The following is a 20,344-nucleotide window of genomic DNA, read 5'->3' as shown; positions in this document are numbered from 1 at the left end:
GTTCGTCGAGCGGCCGTTGGCGACGTTGAAGACCCGGCCACTTACGCCGGGCGCATCGGCCGCCAGCAGGTTGCCGTGGACGACGTTGCCCACGAACGTAAAGTCGCGCGACTGCCTGCCATCGCCGTAGATCAGCGGGCTGCGTCCTGCCAGCATGGCCGTGACGAACAGCGGAATCACGGCCGAATAGGGGCTATCCGGATCCTGCCGCGGCCCGAAGACGTTGAAGTAGCGGAGCGTGACGGTCTCGATGCCGAAGCTGTGGGCAAAGGCCTGGCAATAAAACTCAGCCGATAGCTTGGCCGCGGCGTAAGGCGACAAGGGGCCGGGAAGATCGCTCTCTCGCTTCGAGCTCGTGGCTTTGTCGCCGTAGGCGCTGCTGCTGCCGGCGTAGACCACGCGGCGGACTCCCGCTTTCTGCGCGGCCGCCAGCAACACGACCGTACCGGTCACGCAGGCAGCGTTCGTATCGAGCGGGTGCTCGATGCTGCGCGGCACGCTGGCCAGCGCCGCCTCGTGAAAAATGCAGTCGATACCGGCCACGGCGCGCTCGACCGCCGCCGGGTCGGTCAGGTCTCCCTCGTGCAGCTCGACACGCGGGTCGCTCGGGATGTTTTGCCGATGGCCGGTGCTGAAATTATCGAAGACGCGGACGCGATCACCGCGTGCCAGCAATGCTTCGACCAGGTGGGATCCGACGAAACCGGCGCCTCCGGTTACCAGAAATGTTCGCATGATTCGTTGCTATCAATCGACGGCGGATATCGCGGGTTGGTCAACAGAACGGGCCGAGAGACGGGACTGGAAACTGCAATTTACAGCATTTCCAGGCTCGACTATTCTCGCCGCCCGAAGATTGGGCAAGTGTACACTACCGGCGAGGTGCGTGACATGCGACAGCCGATCCGATTCTCCCTGGTGGCAGCCATAACTCTACTGCTGGTTGCCGGCGCGGCCACGGCCGAGGATTTCCATGTCGATAGCCGGGTGTTCAAGGTCGGCGATACCAAGCCGATCATCGAGACGACCACCATTTTCTACAAAGGGCGCGTCTACGACTTCCTGAAAGACCCGGAGGCGAACCGCGACCCCGAAGCAACCATTTTCGATCCGGCCGGCCAGCGCTTCATCGTGCTCGATCCCGAGCGCAAGGTCACGACCGAGGTCGGTTTCAATGATATCCAGCAATTCACCCGCAATGTCCGGATTCAGGCGGCGGGCAACCCGAACCCACTTTTGAACTTCCTCTCGAATCCGACTTTCACGGAAAAGAAAACCGAGGACGGCGAGTTGGAATTCGACAGCGCGTGGATGATCTACCGCTTGAAGACCATGGATGCGAAGTCGCCTGAAGTCGCACGGCAGTACGGCGAGTTCTCGCACTGGCACAGCCAGTTGAACGTGATGATCAACCCCAGTTCGCTTCCTCCGTTCGGCCGTTTGGCCGTGAGTGAACAATTGGAGCAGCGGAAGTTGCTCCCCACGGACATTTACATGACCATTTCGCCCAAGGGGCCGCAGCCGAAACTGGTCATGCGGGCCGAGCATCGCTTCCAGTGGACGATCCTGGAGCGCGATCGTCAGTTGGTCGACGAAGCGCAGAGGCAAATGAAGCTCTTCCGAGCGGTGACGTTGGCCAAGTACAACGAGCGCGTGCAAGAGGCGCCCGCCGACGACAAGCAAGCCGCCAAGGGTAAGACGGCCCGCAAGTAGTCGGGGCGTGACACGCTGCCCAAACGGTCAGGTGCGAGTTATTCGAGAGCGCACACCTGGGTAACCCTGTCCACTCGTCGTCGGGGCGGCGTAAGCGCCTCATTGTAAATCACGACCCGCAGCCTCTAGCTGCTTCGCAGCACGGACGAGCGCGTTGTTCGTGCTGCACGGGGTCATTTCGGGCCCATGTCTCGCCTGTAGGGCACTGGCAAGGCGCGATCGGGCGAGTTACGATGCGCGGGCGCTCCGAGTTTTCTTGGGGTGTATCCCTGCCGTAGCACTGCCCAACCGCCAGCCCCCGGTTTCTTGAGGAGTCGCGTCATGTTCCGGATGTGCGTCTCGCTTTGTCTTGTCGCGGTTTTTTGCGGAATTGCTTTCTCGGGGGGGCAAGCCGGCGCCGACGACATGGCCGTCGAGAAGTTCGACGGTGGCGTACACGTCACGCTCGGCGGAAAGCCTTTTACCGATTATCTGATTCGCACCGGGCCGAAGCCGATTCTGTGGCCGATCATCGGGCCGGGCGGGCACGAGATGACCCGCAATTACCCGATGAAGCTCGTGCAGACCGAGAAGCGCGACCATCCCCATCAGCGGTCGCTGTGGTTCACGCACGGCAGCGTCAATGGCATCGATTTCTGGAGCGAGACGCCGGCCTCGGGCAAACAATTGCACCGTGAATTCCTCAAGTGCGAGGCGGCCAACGGTAAGGCCACGATCAGCACCGCCAACGATTGGGTCAGCTACGACAACAAGAAACAGCTTGAAGACGTTCGCACGGTCACGCTCAGCGGTGATGCCGACCAGCGTGTGATCGATTTCGATATCACGCTCAAGGCGAGCGAAGGGCCGGTGCGATTTGGCGATACGAAGGAAGGGACCATGGGCTTGCGCGTCCCGACGGCGCTTGACGCCCGGCAGCTTTCCGGCACCCGCGGCGAGATCGTCAACAGCGAAGGGCAAAAGGACGGAGCCGCCTGGGGCAAGCAAGCTCCGTGGGTCGATTATCACGGCGTGCTCGACGGCGACCCGGTGGGCGTCACGATCATGAACCACCCGTCCAGCTTCCGCTCCCCCACGTACTGGCACGTGCGCGATTACGGACTGTTCGCGGCCAATCCCTTCGGCCTGCACGACTTCCACAACTCCAAGGACAAGGATGAGGGGACGTATACGCTGCCGGCCGGCGAGACGATGACCCTCCGCTATCGCTTCTTGTTCCATCGCGGGAACGAAAAGGACGGGCACGTTGCCGAGGCCTACCAGGCCTATGCTAAAGAGCCGCGACCGTAAGGCAGCGGTCTCAGGCTAGCAGCCTGTTGAAGAACTCAACGGGCTGCGACATCGCAGGGATGCGATGGCAAAATATCGACCTAAGTCGTTATTTTGCGAGCCGTGCGAAGCTTTGCTTCGCACTTGGCGAGGTTGAAAAAAGCCACGAGGGCTTTTTTCAACAGGCTGTTAGGCGGGGGCGTTCCGTAGGCGACGTCCGACGGGGAATCGTCAAAGTCGATGAATTCTCACACGGCCCGGAGTGTAAAAAGTCCGTGCAGGGAAGCGCCGCCATACGCTGGCCGCTCAAGTACAATCGAAGCTGTCGTTTCGCCCACGGCTTGCGGTATCGAAGGTCAACCGATGACGGGATCGTCTTCGCCAGACGCCACGCGGATGGTCAATGCGCTCGCCGCCGGCGATCCGCATGTTGCCGAGCAGTTGATGCCGCTGGTTTACGACGAATTTCGCCGCCTGGCCGACGACTACTTGCGTCAGGAGACGCGGGCCATCACGCTGCAGCCGACGGCGCTGGTCCATGAGGCGTATCTCAAGCTGATCGATCAAACGCGCGTGAACTGGCAGGGGCGCACGCACTTCTTTGCCGTCGGCGCGCAGGCCATGCGCCGCATCCTGGTGGACCACGCCCGGGCCCGACATCGCACCAAGCGCGGCGGCGGGTGGCAGCGCGTGACGCTGGACGAGCAGTTGCTGCTGTCGCCCCAGCGCGACGCCGACCTGTTGGCCGTCGACGAAGCAATCGACAAACTGGCCAAGCAGGATCCGCGCCAGGCCCGCATCGTCGAGCTACGCTTCTTTGGAGGCCTGTCGGTGGAAGAGGTGGCCGAAGTGCTGGGCGTTTCGAAACGGACCGTCGAGAACGAGTGGAAAATCATCCGCGCCTGGCTGCGGCGCGAGCTGGCCGAGGAAGAAAAGACGTGAGCGGCGACGATTACGACCGCGTGAAACGGATTTTCCTGAAAGCCTGCGACCTGCACGGTCAGGCCCGTCGCGAATTGCTCGATCGTGAATGCGGCGGCGATGCCGAGCTGCGTCAGCGGGTCGAGTCGCTTCTGACGCACCACCTGGCGCAAACGATTCTCGACAGCCGCGTCGTCCCCCCCACGGAGTTGCAGGCGGCGGCGAGCTCGTTTTTGGCCACGCTACGTCGCGCGGCCGATTTGATGGCCGGCGAGATTCGCGAGCGCAAAGGTACCTACCTGGCCGCGGCTCTGGCGCTGGCCTTGTTGATCGCCGGCGGCATCTGGTCGCACTACGGCATCGAGAACGCCATGCGGCAGGTGTTGCGCGACGAGTTGCAAACCGTGCTCGATGCGGATGTCACGGCGCTCGATTTGTGGCTGAAGGAACAAAAGGCCGACGCCGAGCACTGGGCGCAGCAGCCCGACGTCCGCGGCCAAATCCTGGAGCTGACGCGCATCGGACGCAGCAACCTGAGCGCCGCGGCCATCCGGCAGACGCTGATCGATTCCAGCGCCATGGCCGAGCTGCGCGAATCGCTGCAGGTCTACTTGGACGATGAAAACGCGCATTACACGACCTACGCCGTCACCGACAAGTCGGGCATGGTGCTTGCAGCGCCGACGGACCTGGACGTGGGCGTACACCTCAACGCGTCGGGCATGGCCGATATCGCGCATGCCTTTGCCGGCGAAACCCGCATCTCGAAGCCGCATCCCGAGGGCTCTTTTGCACCCGACCGCCCGGTGCTGCGGGAGCATCCCATGATTTGGGTCCCCACGCCCGTCTACGACGACGAGGACAACATTATTGCCGTGCTCAGCTTGGGCGTGAGCGCCGACTACCAGTTTACGCGCATCCTTTCGGTCGCACGGCTGGGAAATACCGGCGAGACGTACGCCTTTGATGAGCACGGATGGTTCCTTTCCGACAGCCGGTTCAACGAGCAATTGAAGCAACTGGGGATGATTGCCGACGAGCCGGGGGCGCGCGCGATCTTCAACTTGCAGGTGCGCGACCCGGGCGTGGACCTGACGACCGGCGCCAAGGCGGCGCTTTCGCCCGCGGCACGCCCCCTGACCAAGCTGGCGGCCAGGGCGATTGCCAAGGAAGATGGTGTGGACGTCGAAGGCTATCGCGATTACCGGGGGGTACCGTCGATCGGGGCCTGGCGTTGGCTGCCGGAATACGGCTTCGGCGTGGGGACCGAGGTCGATATTGCCGAGGCTTACGCGCCGCTGCGGTATCCGCTGATCGCCTCCTGGCTGCCGCTGGGTGTATTGATCGTGGCCGCCGGCGGGTTCCTCTATTCGGCGCTACGCATTGCGCGACTGCAGCGGCAGATCGGCGTCGCCCGGCAGGTGGGGCAGTACACGCTGGAGGAGAAAATTGGTGAAGGGGGCATGGGCGTCGTTTATCGCGCGCGCCACTCGATGTTGCGGCGTCGCACGGCCGTCAAGCTGTTAAAGCCCGAAATGATGACGCCCGTGGCCATCGCCCGGTTCGAGCGCGAAGTGCAATTGGCCAGCCAACTGACGCATCCGAATACGATCGAAATCTACGATTTCGGCCGGACGACCGACGGCGTGTTTTATTACGCGATGGAGTATCTGCCCGGCGGTTCGCTCGCGCAACTGGTACAGCTCGAAGGGGCGGTGCCTCCGGGCCGGGCGGTGTACATCCTCAAGCAGATTTGCGGTTCGCTGGCCGAAGCACATGGTATCGGTCTGGCGCACCGTGACATCAAGCCGCACAACATCATGCTTTGCGAGCGCGGTGGGCAGGCCGATTTCGTCAAAGTTCTCGATTTCGGGCTCGTTAAGAGCACTGCCAACGATCAGAACACGGGCGTAAGTGCCGCGACTGTTCTCGCCGGGACGCCGCTCTACATGGCTCCCGAACGACTGCGCGATCCGTTGGTGACCGATACGAGGTCCGACCTGTACTCGCTGGGTGCCGTGGCCTATCAGCTACTTACGGGGCGCAGCATCTTTCACTGTGCCAGCGATCTTGACGTGTTGTTCCACGTCATGAACGTCAACCCCGAGCCGCCGTTGCAACTCAACCCGGCGGTTCCCTCGACGTTGAGCGAGCTGGTGATGTCATGTCTGTCGAAAGATGCCTGCCACCGTCCGCAATCGGCGACGGAGATTCTGCAAGTGCTCGATACGCTGACCAACATCATTCCGTGGACGCAGACCGACGCCCGCCAATGGTGGCAGGAGCACGGGGCCGCGATCGTAGATCTGCAACGCAAGGGAATGGCCGATACGCTGGAATTCGTCGCAAGCGCAACCGCGGTGCGGAGTAGCACGATCTAAGTCGTTCGGCGGCGGTGTGGTGGTGGCAGCCGCCAGCGCCGGACGGCAACACGACGTGGGCGCGGCAGGAGTTTACTTCTCGACACACGAATGTTCGCGCACCGCGGCTCTGACCTTCTCGGCCTCGCCGCCGACGACCAGGTAATCTTCGGAATTCGAGCAGCGGATTAATAAGTCGCTGCCGTCGGCCCGCTCTTCGATCACACACACCTGGTCGAGGTTCAGAATCACCTTGCGGTTCTTGTGGTGAAACTCCACGAAGTTAGCCATCAAGATTCTCCTTGGCTCATTCGAGATCCCTCTCCGCCGTTGCCGCGAGCATGCGCGGTTCAATCGAGCGACGTGTCGCTACGGCCGCCGGAGGTGCCGCCATTGTATCGCCCTGGCTCGGTTTGCCGGCGCCAAGCGGCTGTCAAAATCGCAAGGCTGCGCATCAAAAACGCGCAAACACCAGTGGTAGCAAAGAGGCGCCGAGCATTACACAGGCAGCCGGTAGTGGATCCACTCGCTGCGCTCGGCCGACAGGCTGTCGTACAACCGCTGGGCCGTGGCATTGTCAGCGGCCGTGGTCCACACGATGGCCGGGTAGCCATGCGCCCGGGCGTAATCGCGGCAGTGCTTGATCAATGTTCGCCCGATTCCTTGTCCACGCAGTTCGGGCAGGACATACAGGTCGTTCATCAGGCACTGTTCGGCCGCCCGGACCGAGCTGCACGTGAAATACAACGTGGCCATGCCGACGGCCTTGCCGGCATCATCACGCGCAAGAAACTGAATCCCTCGCGAGTGATCCTGGAGAAAGCGGCCGAAGTGCCGGCGATTGCGATCTTCGTCTGGCGTGGCGCGGTAGAACACCTGATAGGCCGCCATCAGCGGCAGCATAGCCTCGAAGTTACCGGCCGCGACGGTTTCGATGTGCATGAGCGCGTGAGATTCCGGGCGATATCTTCCGGCGCTGGCAACGCAGCGCTCGCGAGCAAAGAGAGAGCTCGAACCAGGTTGGTTCGCGCGCCGGGGCGAGCCGGATCGTGGCGCGGCCGCGAATTCTAGCGGCCGCTTGTCGCTTCGGCCGGGGCCGCGGCTGGCTTTTCGGCCGAAGCATCCGGTAAAGGCGTCACGGCCGTGAACCAGCCGATCATCATTTCGTCCCACGTCTGTTCGCCGAAGAAAACCCACTTCGACGGGTCGGGGTTGGCCGGGTTTCCCGCCGAATTGTCATACGTCGCGAAGCAGCGTAGCTGCGTTCCCTTGGGCATCAATTTGGGTTCGGCCAGCACGTAGTCGATCTGCCAGTTGAAATCCCAGCGTGGCACGTCGAGCAGAATCTCGCGCTTGCCGTTGGGGTACCAGGCCTCGTAGCGGAACGATTTTCCGCGCATGTGCATATGCGGCGTCAGGAACAGCAGCAGGCGATCATCGGTAAACCGGTGCATGGAGAACGACTTGAAGTTCGCCATGTTGGGCGGAATCGCGATGCCGAAGTTGACGGCCCAGCCGGATTCGACCTCTTGCTTGACTTCCGAGGCGTCGCACAGCTTCAAGCCCAGCGAGCTGAGATCTTGCTGCGGCCGTCCATTGGTCGTGTAATGGATCTGCATGATGATCTTCGAGCCGGCGGGAATGCGCTTCGCCTGGCCCTTGGTCACTTGTCGCGGTGGGGCGCCAGGCGCGTACGCGGCCAACAGCGAACCGCGACCGATCTCGAGCGGCTGCCCGGGCGGGTGAAGGAAAACCAGGATGTGATGCACCACGGAGCGATTGCCGGGGCGCGCTTCGCTGGCGACCGACCACTTGTCCTCGGTGAAGCCGGGATCGATCACGAAATGTTGGTAATCGACCTTCCCCTCGGCCGGCACCTGGAATGGCTCGGCCCGCATTTTGAAGACAACGTCCGGCGTGGGAATATTCCAGCCATCGGTGTACGTGCGCGGGGCGGGCAGATCCTGCGGATTTCCTTCGGGACAGCCGGCGTCGACCCACGCGGCGATGTCCTGTTTTTCCTGGTCCGTGAGGCGCGCATCATTGCTGAAGTGGCCGTGCTTGGGATCGGCGAACCAGGGAGGCATGCGCCCCTGATCGACGACTTCGCGAATCGTTTCGCCCCAGCCGATGACCTCGGCATAGCTGGTCATCGAGAAGGGGCCAATCTCGCCTGGCCGATGGCATTCCACACAGCGCTCCTGGAAGATGCGCGCGATGTGCTTGGAGTAAGTCACGGTCGCGTCCGCGGCCGGACGTGGTGCGCGCCCCACAAAGCAACCAGGGCCCGGCGACTCGGGTTGAGAAACTGTCTTGCCGGCCAGCAACTCATCGATCGCCGTGGCCAGATCGCGCCGGCCAACGTTCGCCTTCTGCACCGTCCCGACGAACTGATCGTCGATGCGACCGTGATAGCGCGCGACGCGCTCGCCGTCGAGCAGGAACACTTCCGGCGTGCGCACGGCGCCGAACTTATCCGCTACGACATTGCCCGCGTCTTTCAGAATGGGGAATGTCAGGCCGTGTTCGCGGGCATAAATGGCAATTTCTTCCGGAGTGTCTTGGACGTTCGCGTCGATGGCAATCACGCGTACGCCACGCTCGGCGTATTCTGCGGCGAGGTGTTCCAGTCGAGGGCCGTAGAGTTTTGCCAGCGGGCATTCTGTGCCCAGGAATGCTACGACCACGAACTTCGCACTCGCCAGATCGGCAAGTGCATGTGGCTTACCCTCGGCGTCGGGCAAGGTGAAATCGGGAGCCTGCTTGGCAAGCAGAACCGTCGGCGCCGCAGCAGGCTCGGCACTCATCGCCAATCCAGAGAGCGGACCCGCGGCAACTAGCAGAGTCGCTATCAGCAACATCAACAACGCATGACGCCAAGCTCGAGCTGCCATGACGAATCCCCTCATATCTCCTGGCTGGCCGCATGCCCAAACGGAGCGGGTCGCCCTAGAATTAAATCGTCGATTGTTTTTGGCCTGCTTCGGACAATTCTGTTACCTCGGGCCGTGGCCCGAAGTTTCTTGCGACGGCCGATCGTTGCCCTTTCCCGATTACTTGCTGCGAATCCCGGCATAGGCCACCAGGGCGCGGACCAATTCGTCTGCTAGCACGTCCATCTCAGGCTCGTCGATTTCGCCCAACTGCAATTTCAATTCCACCGTACACAGGACCATCGACAGGCCCGATTCCACGGCCAGGTCGGGGTCAGGGTGGCCGACCTCGCGCCGGCGTGTGGCCACGAGTTCCTTGAGCCGTCGCGCGGCATGATGACGTGCCTGCCGCCAAACCTTGCGAAAGCGCTCATCCGAACAGGCGCGAGCCGCGAACGCCCGCAGCAACCCTTGACGCTGCCGGTGCAACTGGACCAGGAAGGGAATGGCCGTGGTGAGCACCGCCGCCAGGGGTTGGTTCTTCCAGCGGTCGGGATCGAACATGGCGTCGGTCAACTCGGCTTGTTCCAGCCGGAAACGCTCGTACAGGCAGCCCAGCAGTGCATCCTTGTCGGGAAACCGCGCATAAAAGGCACCCACCGACGATTTGCTGGCGCGGACAATATCGCCGACGGAAATGTCTTCGAAGCGCCGCTTGGCAAGTAGCGTCTCGGTGGCGTCGAGGATGCGGGCGCGCGTTTCTTCGCTGCGTGCCTGGGCGGGAGGATGAGCCCATTTGACCTTCGACGGCGCGACCGCAGTGGCACCCGTGGGCATTGGTGCGACCCTTCGTGAAACGTGTCGAATCAGCGGAATGGCGGACGACGAAGAACAAGAATCAGAATCTGATTCTAATTCCGCTTCCTTCCGCCGTCAACGGCGCTTCGCGGCGCTATCTCGCGCTTGGGATAAGCAATGCTGCGGATACCCCAGGCCTGGGGTCGACTTTTTCGGCGTTAGAAGGCGCTGCGGAGGCACCCGCGCAGCCGCAGCGCGCGTGAGAACCGCGGGCGGCTGTTTCCGTCGAGTTTTGTAACAAAACGGTCCGTGAACCGAAGATTTCACTGGACTAACGGCTCATCGCCTGTAACATCATCGCCGGGCGATGCGGCGCCTAGCTGGAATGAGCTGGCTACTTTCTTGCGCGCTTGCGGCCCGTTCGGGGGACCGATTCGCCATTGCGTCTACGCCTTGGCGCCTGCGGTTGCGGCTTTCGCTCGTTGGCATTCCCCTGGGTTGGTGTCCATGAGATTCATTGTTGGAGGGCATTCATGTCATTACTCCGAAGCACAGCCTCTGCTGGTCTCGCCCGCTGTTTGGTAGTCGTTCTCACGTTTGCTTGGGGCCTTGTCAGCACGTTGCAGGCGGCCACGGTCACGATTTCGACCGCCGATAACGAATATCGGCCGGGCTTGTTGAATCAGCAGTATGCAAGCTATTCAGCAATGTTGCTGGTCGGCGGGGACAAGGTACAGGTGGGAAGCGGCGCTGGTGACGCAAACGACGTGGCAGCGTGGGATTTTTCATTGCCGCATGGCTTGAACACGGTGACCGGTGCGACGCTGCTTATTCCGCTGGGTACGTATCTCGGATCCGGCAATCCCGACGAAGTTTCGATAACGGGTATCACTGGTTCTCCAGTTTCCGACGTGCTGGGCGACAGTTTTTATGTCGCGAACGACCAGCTGTTCTGGCCGGGGGACACTCGACCGGATTACGCGACGGGCATCGTGACGCCTGGCGGAGATCCGACGACCATGATTGCCTTTACGCTCAACCAGCAGGCGGTCGACGACATCAACCTGCATATGCAGGGTTCGTTCCAGCAGGCCGCCGATTTTTGGTTTCCCGTTTCGGCAGGCAGCGGGCTTGGGACCAGCACCGTGTTTATTAGCAATCAGCCGGCCCAACTGGTATTAACGGTTGTACCCGAACCCGGAGCTCTCGTGTTGAGCGTCGTTGGCGGGCTGTTCCTTCTTCCGGTTTTCGGGAGAACGCGGAAGCGAATCACCGGTCGATCGTTGTAGCGATCGCCTCGCGTAGCATGGACGGCGCGGACCGTTCGGTGCATACTTTCCTAGGCCCTTGGAAAGACGTCGGGGCCGCCACGTGGCGCGCAACCCGGTCGCAGGGCCTGGCGTAGAACGCCTGTTAGCCGGACAGCCTCATCTGTCCGGCTCACGGCATTTGCCAACCGGTACTTTTTCCCCAGCGCCGAGCAAGACTTTGCTCGAGCGGGCCCGAATCGAGATTCGCCGGATGGCTCGTTCGCCCAAAGCTGTGCTGCACGTCTCTGCGGAAATGCAGCATCAGACTCTAGGAAGCGTGCTACGCCGCTGGCAGCCCGAAAAAAGTTGGTCCCAGATTCGCCGGTTGTTTAGTTCCCGGCGCGTGATGGTCGATGGCAACCTGATTAAGGATCCAGGCCGGCGCGTGCAGGTCGGACAGGTCGTGAAGCTGCTCGACAATCCCTTGCCGTCGCCGGCGACCGAACACGATGTGCGCGTCTACTATCGTGACGCCGATGTTGTGGTCGTGGAAAAACCGTCGGGTATGACCAGTATTCGGCATCCGGACGAGGATCGCATGCCACGCCGTCGTCGGCAATTACAGCCGACGCTCACCGAGCTGCTGCCGCGCGTGCTGGCGCGCATCGAGCGAAGCCAAGGGCAGGGGGGAGCGCGCCGCGCCGTGCGCGCCGTCCATCGGCTCGATCGCGAAACCAGTGGCCTCATGGTTTTCGCCCGCAATGTCAAAGCGGAAAGCTTCCTGGGCCACCAATTCCGAGACCACAGCATTCGCCGGGTGTATTGGGCGATCGTCGCGGGCCACATCAAAGAGCAAACGATCGATGCCAACCTGGTGCGCGACCGCGGCGACGGGCGGCGCGGTGTTTCGTCGAAGGAAGACGACGGCAAGCGCGCGGTAACGCATGTCATGCCGCTCGAACATTTGGCTGGCGCGACGGTTGTCGAGTGTCGGCTGGAGACGGGGCGCACCCATCAAATTCGCATTCACCTGGCCGCCCAGGGACATCCGGTGTGCGGCGATAACGTCTATGGGTCAAAGCGATCTGGCAACGACGCGTTAGCGACCGCCCCGCGATTGGCCCTGCACGCGGCGAAGCTCGGCTTCGTTCATCCCGTGAGTCAAAAATTGCTCGAATTCGCGGCACCGATTCCCGACGACTTGGTTCAATACCTCGAGCGACTGCGGAGCAGTAGTTCAAGCGGCTCCTTCGCGAGGCGAAGGTCCGAGCAATCCTAGGGGGCATGACCTTCCCCAAATGGAACAAAACGCAATGCCCCCTCTGCAGTGGGTCAGGCGCCAAACAAAAGCGATACATGTGACGCGTCGCGCCGCCGTGGGCCCGCCTCGACTCCGTTCACGCGAAAGAATTCTTGCTTCGCTTTCTGCCGTTCGGTACTGTCGAGTGGAACGGAACAGGTTGGTCGTTTTGGGCGGGCGGCTCCCAAGAATGGGAAATGCGCCGGGCGTTCGCTCTTGTATGCCCGGCTTGCTCTACCACGACTGCACAAGAAGTGCTCGCGTCATGGTCACCGTTCGAGGAAACGGCGATCGGTCCGGCGATGGTGGAGTAGGAGAACCTTGGGGATGATAGGTGGCCGAAATCTGTTGAGCGCCGCTCTTACAGCGGTCTTGCTGGTGGTGTATCCCTGCGCGGCCATGGCCGTGATCGTGGCCGGCGATTTCCAAAACGGCTCGGATACGAACGTCAACACGACTCCGCCTCCCAGCGACCCCGGCTTCTACAACGTGGGGGCCACGGGGAGCGCATCGGCCATCTACCTGGGCAACGATTGGGTGTTGACGGCATCGCACGTGACCGTGGGCGCTACGACGTTCTCGTTTCCCGATCCTGGCAATCCCTCGCAACTGGACACGGCGACCTACAGCGTCGTCCCCAACTCTGGGGTCTTGATCACGAATCCGTCCGGAGAACATGCGGGCACGATTAGTGACCTGTTTCTCTATAAGATTGATCCCACGTCGTCGTCATTCGGCGCTCCGAACCTGCCACAGTTGTTGTTGGACTCTACTTCGCCAACGATCGGCACGAATGTGGTCGCGGTCGGTCGAGGTGTCGATCGAGCCAGCACGCTGACTTACTGGGACAACACACTACCGGTCTGGAACACGACAACGCAGGCGCTGGCAAGCCATTCAGGTTACATAACGACCGGTCCCCAGGTGATGAGGTGGGGCGACAACACCGTTTCGGCCACGAGTTCGCCATTCAACGTGGGGACGGTCAGTGACCCGCGCTGGATTCAGGCATTTCAAACCACGTTCAATTCCGGCTCGGGGGCCTCGCCCAACGAGTTTCAAGTGACGACCGGCGATTCGGGGGGCGCGGTGTTCACGAACGTCGGCGGCGTTTGGATGCTTAGCGGCATGATTGACAGCATCGGCCTGGTGAACGGTCAGCCGTTCTCGACGAATGGAAACAGTTGGACGGCAGCTTTTGGCGATACTTCGATCTTGACCGACATTTCCTTCTATCGATCGGAGATTCTGGCCCATGTGCCCCTGTTCGGGGACCTGAACGGTGATGGAATCGTGAACACGCAGGATCTGGCCATCGTTTCCTCGAACTGGTTGGCCACCGGCACTGGTATTGCCGGGGACGTGAACGGCGACGGCATCGTCAACTCCCAGGACTTGGCGCTCATTTCTTCCAACTGGCCAAGGCAAGCGGGCAATACGTCCGAGGCTGTGGGAGCGCAAGGGGGGACCAATGTGCCTGAGCCAAAAGCCGTGATTCTGGCGATCGTCGGTGGCGCCCTCCTTTGGTGCGTTCATCGTTTGCAAAAATGCCGCGGCCTGAAGAGCCAGACCGGCTTGTCATAAGTCGCGCTGGTGGTATGATCCATTTGCGGCCAAAAACTGGCGAAAAAAATTTGACCGCTGTAAAGCCTTTTGTTACCGTCAATTAGACGGTATTCCGGGCTCGGTCTGAGCCGTTCCAAGTTGTATCGGGCTTCGGAAACGTCAGTTAGCCGGGCCTCGCAGCGTTACACATCGGTTGAGAAACGCCAATGAGACGGACCAGTGCGTGCAGCTTTCTCGGCATTCTGTTTGCGTTCCTGTTATGCCAGGTGGCGTCGGCCGTGATCGTGGCCGGCGATTATGCCAACACCAGTGACGCGAACGTCAATACTTCTCCGCCGGCGGACGACCCCGGCTTCTATAACGTCGGCGCCGTGGGCACCGCGTCGGCCATCTACCTGGGGACCGACAGCCAAGGCGATGGTTGGGTCCTTTCCGCGGCCCACGTGACGCTCGGCAATACGACTTTCAATTTCCCCGATCGCGCGAATCCCAATCAGATCGATTCAGCCACTTACAGCATCGTGCCGAATTCGGGGGTCATCCTCACGAATCCCACGGGACCCGGCGCCGGGCACAACAGCGATTTGATTCTTTACAAGATCGATCCCGCGTCGTCGCCGCTCGGACTGCCCAACTTGCCGCGGCTTGATATCGCGTCTAGCGCGCCATCGGTGGGGGCAACGGTCGTCGGCATCGGCCGCGGCGTGGACCGCTACTCATCGATCACGTACTGGGACTCGAATTGGAACACGACCACCCCCCAGAACGCCTCCTATTCTGGGTACGCGCTCTTTCCGACCAACTCGACCCACACCATGCGCTGGGGCGATAATGCGGTCTCGCAAACCAACGTCATTGCGAACGTCGGGCCGACGACTCCGGTCTACGTCAGTTCATTCTTGACGCAGTTCGATCAGAACGGCACGCCGAACGAATTCCAGGCCACGACCGGCGATTCGGGCGGCGGGGTGTTCGAGAAAGTCGGCGGCCAATGGTATCTGTCCGGCATGATCGATGCCGTAACGCCCGCTGCCTCGAACCAGATTGCCAACGTCGCGGTCTTTGATACCGCGACGGTCATCGCCGACCTGTCCGTGTACGGCAGTCAGATCCGGGCCGTGGTGCCCGAGCCGGGAAGCCTGGCGCTGGTCGGGGCGGGACTGGCGGCCTGGGTTCTAAGCGTGTCGTTCCGTCGCTATCGCCGGGCTGACTGAACTCGGCCCTGGGCCGATTTTCGCGCGGCCTTCTCATTCGCGTGTGCGCCGGCGCTTGTGCGCCGTGCAAGAATCGGGATCGGTCGCGTGGTACACTCGTCCAGGCTTGCGGCGATCGTGTCGCTTCGAAGTGCCCGCCCCAAGCTTGTTCCTTTGTCCGCTTGGGAAGCTTCGAGACATGCCAAACGTGATTCAGGCGGCGATCGCTGGCGCGGCTCTGCTATGCACTTTTGCGCACGCGCGGGCCGCCGAGCCGACTGCATACCGTGATCACGCCAGGCTGTTGGTCTATCTCGACGATCACGGCAACGAGCACGAAGTAAAAACCGCCCAGGATTGGGCCATACGCCGGCGGCATATTCTCCGTGGCATGCAAGAGGCGATGGGGCCGCTACCGGATCGGAACAATTTGCCACCGCTCGCCATCGAAGTTCGCGACGAGATCGTCGAGCCGGGAGACGTGCGCCGGCAAACGATCACGTTCAATACAGGCGACGGTGACCGTGTGGCCGCGTATCTGTACGTGCCGTCGGCATCCGGCAAGACACGCCAACCGGCGGTGCTGGCATTACACCAGACGTCGACGATCGGCAAGGGAGAAGTCGCCGGCTACGGCAAGTCGCTGCACCAGGCGTACGCCGCGGAACTGGCCGCGCGGGGCTACGTGGTGATTGCGCCCGACTATCCGTCGTTCGGCGACTCGCAGAAGTATGATTTCCAGTCCGATAATTACGTCTCGGGTACGATGAAGGGGATCTGCAATCACATGCGCGCCGTCGATTTGCTCGTGGCTCGCGACGATGTCGATCCCGCGCGGCTGGGGGTGATCGGACATTCACTGGGCGGACACAACGCCATGTTCGTCGGCGTGTTCGACGAGCGTCTGAAGGTCATCGTGTCCAGTTGCGGCTGGACTCCGTTCCATGACTATTACGGCGGCAAGCTCGAGGGCTGGACGAGTGACCGGTACATGCCGCTGTTGCGCGACAAGTACAACCTGGACCCCGACCGCGTTCCCTTCGACTTTTACGAGGTAGTCGCCGCGCTCGCGCCGCGAGCGTTCTTCTCGAATTCGCCGCTCGACGACAGTAACTTCGACGTAGGCGGAGTGAAAAAAGCGATCGCCGAAGCCGGCAAAGTGTACGAACTGCTGGGGGCTCGCGACCGCTTGCAAGTTCGCTATCCTGATTGCGGCCACGATTTTCCCGACGAGACGCGCCGCGAGGCGTATCGCTTCATCGATAAAGTTCTCGGGCACACGCCGACCCGGCAGGTGCCGTGAGTGCCTCCCCTCACCCTGCCCTCTTCGGAAGTTCCGGGTGAGGGTTAGGATGGAGCGTGGCTTTATGCATTACCCTGCCTGGACAATCACTTCATGGAACGCCCTCTGAGACGCCGTACGATGCTCGCCCAGACTGGATTCGCCGTGGGAGCTGCCCTATCGGGCGCTCGCGCCGCCGCGGCCGAACGCCCGGCCACTGCCCCCCAGAGTACCGCCACCAAAACGTCGGACGCCGAGCCATTCCTTTACGGGTTCAACACCAGCACGATCCGCGGCCAGAAACTCACGCTGACGCAGGAAATCGATATCGTCGCCCGGGCCGGCTATCAATCGATCGAGCCCTGGATCCGCGAGATCGATGATTATGTCAAAGAGGGGGGCAAGCTCGCGGACCTGGCCAAGCGATTTCGCGATGTCGGATTGCGCGTCGACAGTGTGATCGGCTTTTTCGACTGGATCGTCGATGACGATGCCCGACGGGCCAAAGCCTTGGAAGAAGCGCGGCGGAACATGGAGCTCGTAGCGGCCATCGGCGGCACGCGCCTGGCCGCGCCGCCTGCCGGAGCCACGGACGTCACGGGGCTCGATCTGCACAAGGCGGCCGAGCGCTACGGCGAGCTACTGGCGCTGGGCAACAAGATGGGCGTCGTGCCGCAGGTCGAGGTGTGGGGCTTCTCGAAAACGCTCGGCACGCTGGGCGAGGCCGCGCAAGTGGCCATGAACTGCGGGCAGCCGAACGCCTGCATCCTGGCCGACGTGTATCACCTGTACAAAGGGGGCTCGCAGATCGAAGGGTTGAAGCTGCTCGCCGGTTCGGCGATGCACGTCTTTCATTTCAACGATTACCCTGCCGCGCCGCCGCGTGCCGAGATCAAGGACGCGCAGCGCGTCTTCCCAGGTGACGGCGTAGCGCCGTTGGATGAAATCTTGCGCACGCTCCGCGATATCGGTTACCGCGGCGTTTTGTCGCTGGAACTGTTCAACGCCGAGTACTGGAACCAGGATGCCTTGCTGGTCGCCCGCACAGGGCTCGACAAGATGCGCGCGGCGGTGAAGCGGGCGTTGGGGTAACGCGAGACGTCGCGTTAGGCGCGCCGGTGTGGGTTTCATTCCGGGCGGGCTTTGTCGTGCCAGTCCGCGCCGCAATTTACGCACTGTTCAGCCTTCACGCTGCAGAGTTGCTCATCGCAGAATGGGCAGAACCCTACCGGGGCCATGCTCTTTTTCAACTCGTAAATGGCGCGTTTGGCATCCGCGAGCCCGATGCCATGTAGTTCTCTTTAGCGGACGATTGCTGGAAGGATTTGGCCGCTCGCAACGAGGTTAGCAATCGCCTCGGCATCGGCCTTATCCGTCTGAGACCAACGCATTATGCCTTGGGCAGATGTCCGCCGATTCTCGGGGTTCAATCGTTTGCGCGCCATTTCTCGATTTTAATGGTGGCAAACGTCTGAGTTCTAGGACAATCTCGCTCGCGCGCCTGGAACTCCCTCTCCCTTCGGGAGAGGGCTGGGGTGAGGGGATCGGCAGCCTCGACCTTGAATGCCCTCACCCTAACCCTCTCCCGAAGGGAGAGGAAACTTTCTTACTGCGCCAATGCAACAGGCTAATCCACCCGGCGCTATTTCTGCCACGCATTTGCTCTCGGCACCTTCCGTCGTTTACCATGTGAGTCTCGCCCGCCCGGATTTCCCGCCTCTAGCCTGTAACCTCGCCAACGCGAAGCGCTCGAATGTCTCGTCCTGCCGAAGATCCGGTGTTTGTTAGCGCGCGGCGCGAGGCGCTCGTGGCGGCGATTGTCTGGGTCGCGGCCACGGTTTGGTCCGTCGGCTACGCGGCGCTCTATGGCTACGGGCGGACGGCCGAATCGCTGACCTTCGTGCTGTGGTTCCCCGATTGGATCTTCTGGGGGGTCGTCGTGCCCTGGCTCGCGTGTATCGTCGTCTCGATCTGGTTCGCGTTCGGATTCATGCGCGACGAGGATCTGGGAACCAACGACCAGGACGAGGACGCGGATCCGTTCCAGCCGCGGGAGCAGCACGATGGGTGACGCTGCCGCCGCGCAGAGCATTGCCGAAGGGCCAGGTTCGGGAGCGATCCTGGCCCTGCTGATCGTCATCTTCATTTCGGTATGGCTCGGCACGATGGCCCAGCGCGCCATCAAGAAGGGCCAATTCCTGAAAGGCTACTTCCTGGGGAATCGCGGGCTGGGCGCGTGGGCCCTGGCGCTGACCGCCACGGTGCAAAGCGGTGGCACGTTCATGGGCTACCCGTCGTTCGTTTATTCGCACGGCTGGGTCGTGGCCGTGTGGATCGGCAGCTACATGGTGGTGCCGATCACGGGCTTCGGCGTGCTGGGCAAGCGCTTCGCCCAGCTTTCGCGCCGCACCGGCGCGATCACCATACCGGATTTGCTGCGCATTCGTTTCGGCAGCTCAGCCGTGGGGCTGATTTCCTCGCTATTCATCATCTTGTTCATGTCGTCGATGATGGTCGCGCAGTTCAAGGCCGGCGCCATCGTCATGAAGCTGACACTGCCCGGCGCGAAGTCGCTGGTGCTGGCGGAAGACGACACGAGCACGGCCGCGGCTGCAACGTCGTCGGCCGGCGAGGCTGGTGCGGCAAACGAGGCCGCTAAGACATCCACGATCGATTGGGAGCATATCATCGGCCTCACGGTCTTTTCACTCACCGTGGTGGGTTACACGCTCATCGGCGGGTTCCTGGCATCGGTGTGGACCGACTTGTTCCAAAGCATCTTGATGTTCTTCGGCGTCATCCTCTTGTTTTTGTTGGTCGTGCCGCTCGTGCCCGGGGCGCCGATGCAGCAGGCCACGGTCGATGCCGTGGCGGCCACCGGCCCGGAATATGCGTTCGGGCCAGGCTACTCGCCCGAGGGAAGGCAGTTTTTGCCGATCAGCCTGGCGTTTTCGTTCTTTGTCTTGTGGATTTTCGGCGGCGTGGGATCGCCGGCGGGCCTGGTCCGCTTGATGGCCTCGCACGATACGCCGACCATCCGGCGCTCGATCGTGCTGTTGAGCATCTACAACACGTTCATTTATTTGCCGCTGCTCGTGATTTGCGTCCACGCGCGCTCGATCTTTCCGGCGCTCGACAAGCCCGACGAAGTGATCCCGCGATTGGCCCTTTCGTCGACGAGCCATCTTCCCGGGGGCTCGTTCCTTAGCGGCTTGATCCTGGCGGCGCCCTTTGGCGCCGTGATGGCCACGGTCAGTACGTACTTGGTCGTGATCGCCTCGGGCGTGGTGCGCGACGTGTACTTGCAATTCTTGCGGCCGCGCGCCGGACAGATCGAGATTCAGCGCGTGTCGCAAGCGGTGATGATCTTTTTCGGGCTGTTGTCCTTCGGCCTGAATATCTACCCGGTGAAGTACTTGCAGGCGCTCGTGGTTTTCAGCACGTCGACGATCGCGGCCACGCTGCTCGTGCCGGCCGTCATGGCGGCGTATTGGCGCCGCGCGACCGTGCCGGGAGCCATTGTGGCCATGTTTGCCGGATCGGCCACGATGCTTTCGCTGTTTGGCGTCGGCTGGGTCCGCGCCTTTCAAGGATACGATCAAGGAATCGGGCCCGACACCGCGTTTCGCGCGTACTACTTGTTAGGATTGGAGCCGATCGTGTGGGGGCTATTGGTATCATTCGTCTCGGGCGTGTTGGTCAGCTTAGCCACGCGACCTCCCGACGAGCGGCTGATATCCTGGTTGTTCGATCGACAAGCCGACCAACCGGCGTCTGCCTGATTCCTGAGCGGTTCAACAGCGTTCCCAACTTCGTTTG

The 20,344-nt window shown here is 61.9% G+C and carries 17 protein-coding genes; 12 read left to right on the top strand and 5 right to left on the bottom strand.

Annotation, left to right across the window (positions count from 1 at the left end; genetic code table 11):
• The coding region (locus tag VHD36_17815; protein ID HVU89187.1) for an NAD-dependent epimerase/dehydratase family protein at positions 1 to 735 on the bottom strand (735 nt) is incomplete at its 3' end.
• 156 nt (positions 736 to 891) lie between these two features.
• Between VHD36_17815 and VHD36_17810 the strand changes: the two genes are divergently transcribed.
• The 4 genes from VHD36_17810 to VHD36_17795 all read left to right on the top strand — a co-directional run bounded on the left by VHD36_17810 (position 892) and on the right by VHD36_17795 (position 6,284).
• Entirely contained in the window at positions 892 to 1,713 is an 822-nt protein-coding gene (locus VHD36_17810; GenBank protein HVU89186.1) for a hypothetical protein, read from the top strand.
• A gap of 321 nt (positions 1,714 to 2,034) precedes the next feature.
• Positions 2,035 to 3,003 carry a PmoA family protein gene (locus tag VHD36_17805; protein ID HVU89185.1) on the top strand — a complete coding sequence of 323 codons (969 nt, stop codon included), beginning with the start codon at positions 2,035 to 2,037 and terminating at the stop codon, positions 3,001 to 3,003.
• A gap of 342 nt (positions 3,004 to 3,345) precedes the next feature.
• Positions 3,346 to 3,924, top strand: a complete 579-nt coding sequence (locus tag VHD36_17800; GenBank protein HVU89184.1) for a sigma-70 family RNA polymerase sigma factor — start codon at positions 3,346 to 3,348, stop codon at positions 3,922 to 3,924.
• Positions 3,921 to 6,284, top strand: a complete 2,364-nt coding sequence (locus VHD36_17795) for a serine/threonine protein kinase (protein ID HVU89183.1) — start codon at positions 3,921 to 3,923, stop codon at positions 6,282 to 6,284. Before VHD36_17800 ends, VHD36_17795 begins: the two co-directional genes overlap by 4 nt.
• A 72-nt stretch (positions 6,285 to 6,356) precedes the next feature.
• Here the strand turns inward: VHD36_17795 and VHD36_17790 are convergent, their stop codons facing one another.
• The 4 genes from VHD36_17790 to VHD36_17775 all read right to left on the bottom strand — a co-directional run bounded on the left by VHD36_17790 (position 6,357) and on the right by VHD36_17775 (position 9,973).
• Positions 6,357 to 6,554 carry a hypothetical protein gene (locus VHD36_17790; GenBank protein ID HVU89182.1) on the bottom strand — a complete coding sequence of 66 codons (198 nt, stop codon included), beginning with the start codon at positions 6,552 to 6,554 and terminating at the stop codon, positions 6,357 to 6,359.
• A 207-nt stretch (positions 6,555 to 6,761) separates the two neighbouring features.
• On the bottom strand, positions 6,762 to 7,205 hold the full coding sequence (locus VHD36_17785) for a GNAT family N-acetyltransferase (protein HVU89181.1): 444 nt from the start codon (positions 7,203 to 7,205) through the stop codon (positions 6,762 to 6,764).
• Positions 7,206 to 7,330: 125 nt separating this feature from the next.
• Positions 7,331 to 9,070: a redoxin domain-containing protein gene (locus VHD36_17780; GenBank protein ID HVU89180.1), complete on the bottom strand. Its 1,740-nt coding sequence runs from the start codon at positions 9,068 to 9,070 to the stop codon at positions 7,331 to 7,333.
• Positions 9,071 to 9,316: 246 nt separating this feature from the next.
• Positions 9,317 to 9,973, bottom strand: a complete 657-nt coding sequence (locus tag VHD36_17775; protein HVU89179.1) for a TetR/AcrR family transcriptional regulator — start codon at positions 9,971 to 9,973, stop codon at positions 9,317 to 9,319.
• A 494-nt stretch (positions 9,974 to 10,467) separates the two neighbouring features.
• On the opposite strand from VHD36_17775, the gene VHD36_17770 reads away from it, so the two are divergent.
• The 8 genes from VHD36_17770 (at position 10,468) to VHD36_17735 (ending at position 20,307) form a co-directional block, all read left to right on the top strand.
• Positions 10,468 to 11,223 carry a hypothetical protein gene (locus tag VHD36_17770; GenBank protein ID HVU89178.1) on the top strand — a complete coding sequence of 252 codons (756 nt, stop codon included), beginning with the start codon at positions 10,468 to 10,470 and terminating at the stop codon, positions 11,221 to 11,223.
• Positions 11,224 to 11,455: 232 nt separating this feature from the next.
• Positions 11,456 to 12,463, top strand: coding sequence for an RluA family pseudouridine synthase (locus VHD36_17765; GenBank protein HVU89177.1), 1,008 nt, complete (start codon positions 11,456 to 11,458; stop codon positions 12,461 to 12,463).
• A gap of 348 nt (positions 12,464 to 12,811) precedes the next feature.
• Positions 12,812 to 14,068: a dockerin type I domain-containing protein gene (locus VHD36_17760; GenBank protein ID HVU89176.1), complete on the top strand. Its 1,257-nt coding sequence runs from the start codon at positions 12,812 to 12,814 to the stop codon at positions 14,066 to 14,068.
• A gap of 188 nt (positions 14,069 to 14,256) precedes the next feature.
• On the top strand, positions 14,257 to 15,264 hold the full coding sequence (locus VHD36_17755) for a PEP-CTERM sorting domain-containing protein (GenBank protein ID HVU89175.1): 1,008 nt from the start codon (positions 14,257 to 14,259) through the stop codon (positions 15,262 to 15,264).
• A 178-nt stretch (positions 15,265 to 15,442) separates the two neighbouring features.
• A complete protein-coding gene (locus VHD36_17750) occupies positions 15,443 to 16,546 on the top strand; it encodes an alpha/beta fold hydrolase (GenBank protein ID HVU89174.1) in 1,104 nt (367 codons plus the stop codon).
• A 120-nt stretch (positions 16,547 to 16,666) separates the two neighbouring features.
• Positions 16,667 to 17,617, top strand: coding sequence for a sugar phosphate isomerase/epimerase family protein (locus VHD36_17745; protein ID HVU89173.1), 951 nt, complete (start codon positions 16,667 to 16,669; stop codon positions 17,615 to 17,617).
• A gap of 661 nt (positions 17,618 to 18,278) precedes the next feature.
• Positions 18,279 to 18,596: a DUF997 family protein gene (locus tag VHD36_17740; GenBank protein ID HVU89172.1), complete on the top strand. Its 318-nt coding sequence runs from the start codon at positions 18,279 to 18,281 to the stop codon at positions 18,594 to 18,596.
• Positions 18,589 to 20,307, top strand: a complete 1,719-nt coding sequence (locus VHD36_17735; protein ID HVU89171.1) for a sodium:solute symporter — start codon at positions 18,589 to 18,591, stop codon at positions 20,305 to 20,307. The genes VHD36_17740 and VHD36_17735 overlap by 8 nt, the downstream gene beginning before the upstream one ends.
• Positions 20,308 to 20,344 lie beyond the last annotated feature (37 nt).

The organism is Pirellulales bacterium (assembly GCA_035546535.1).
GTDB lineage: Bacteria > Planctomycetota > Planctomycetia > Pirellulales > JACPPG01 > JACPPG01.
The sequence above is the reverse complement of the archived record's forward strand: the minus strand, read 5'-3'. Positions and strand labels throughout refer to the sequence as shown.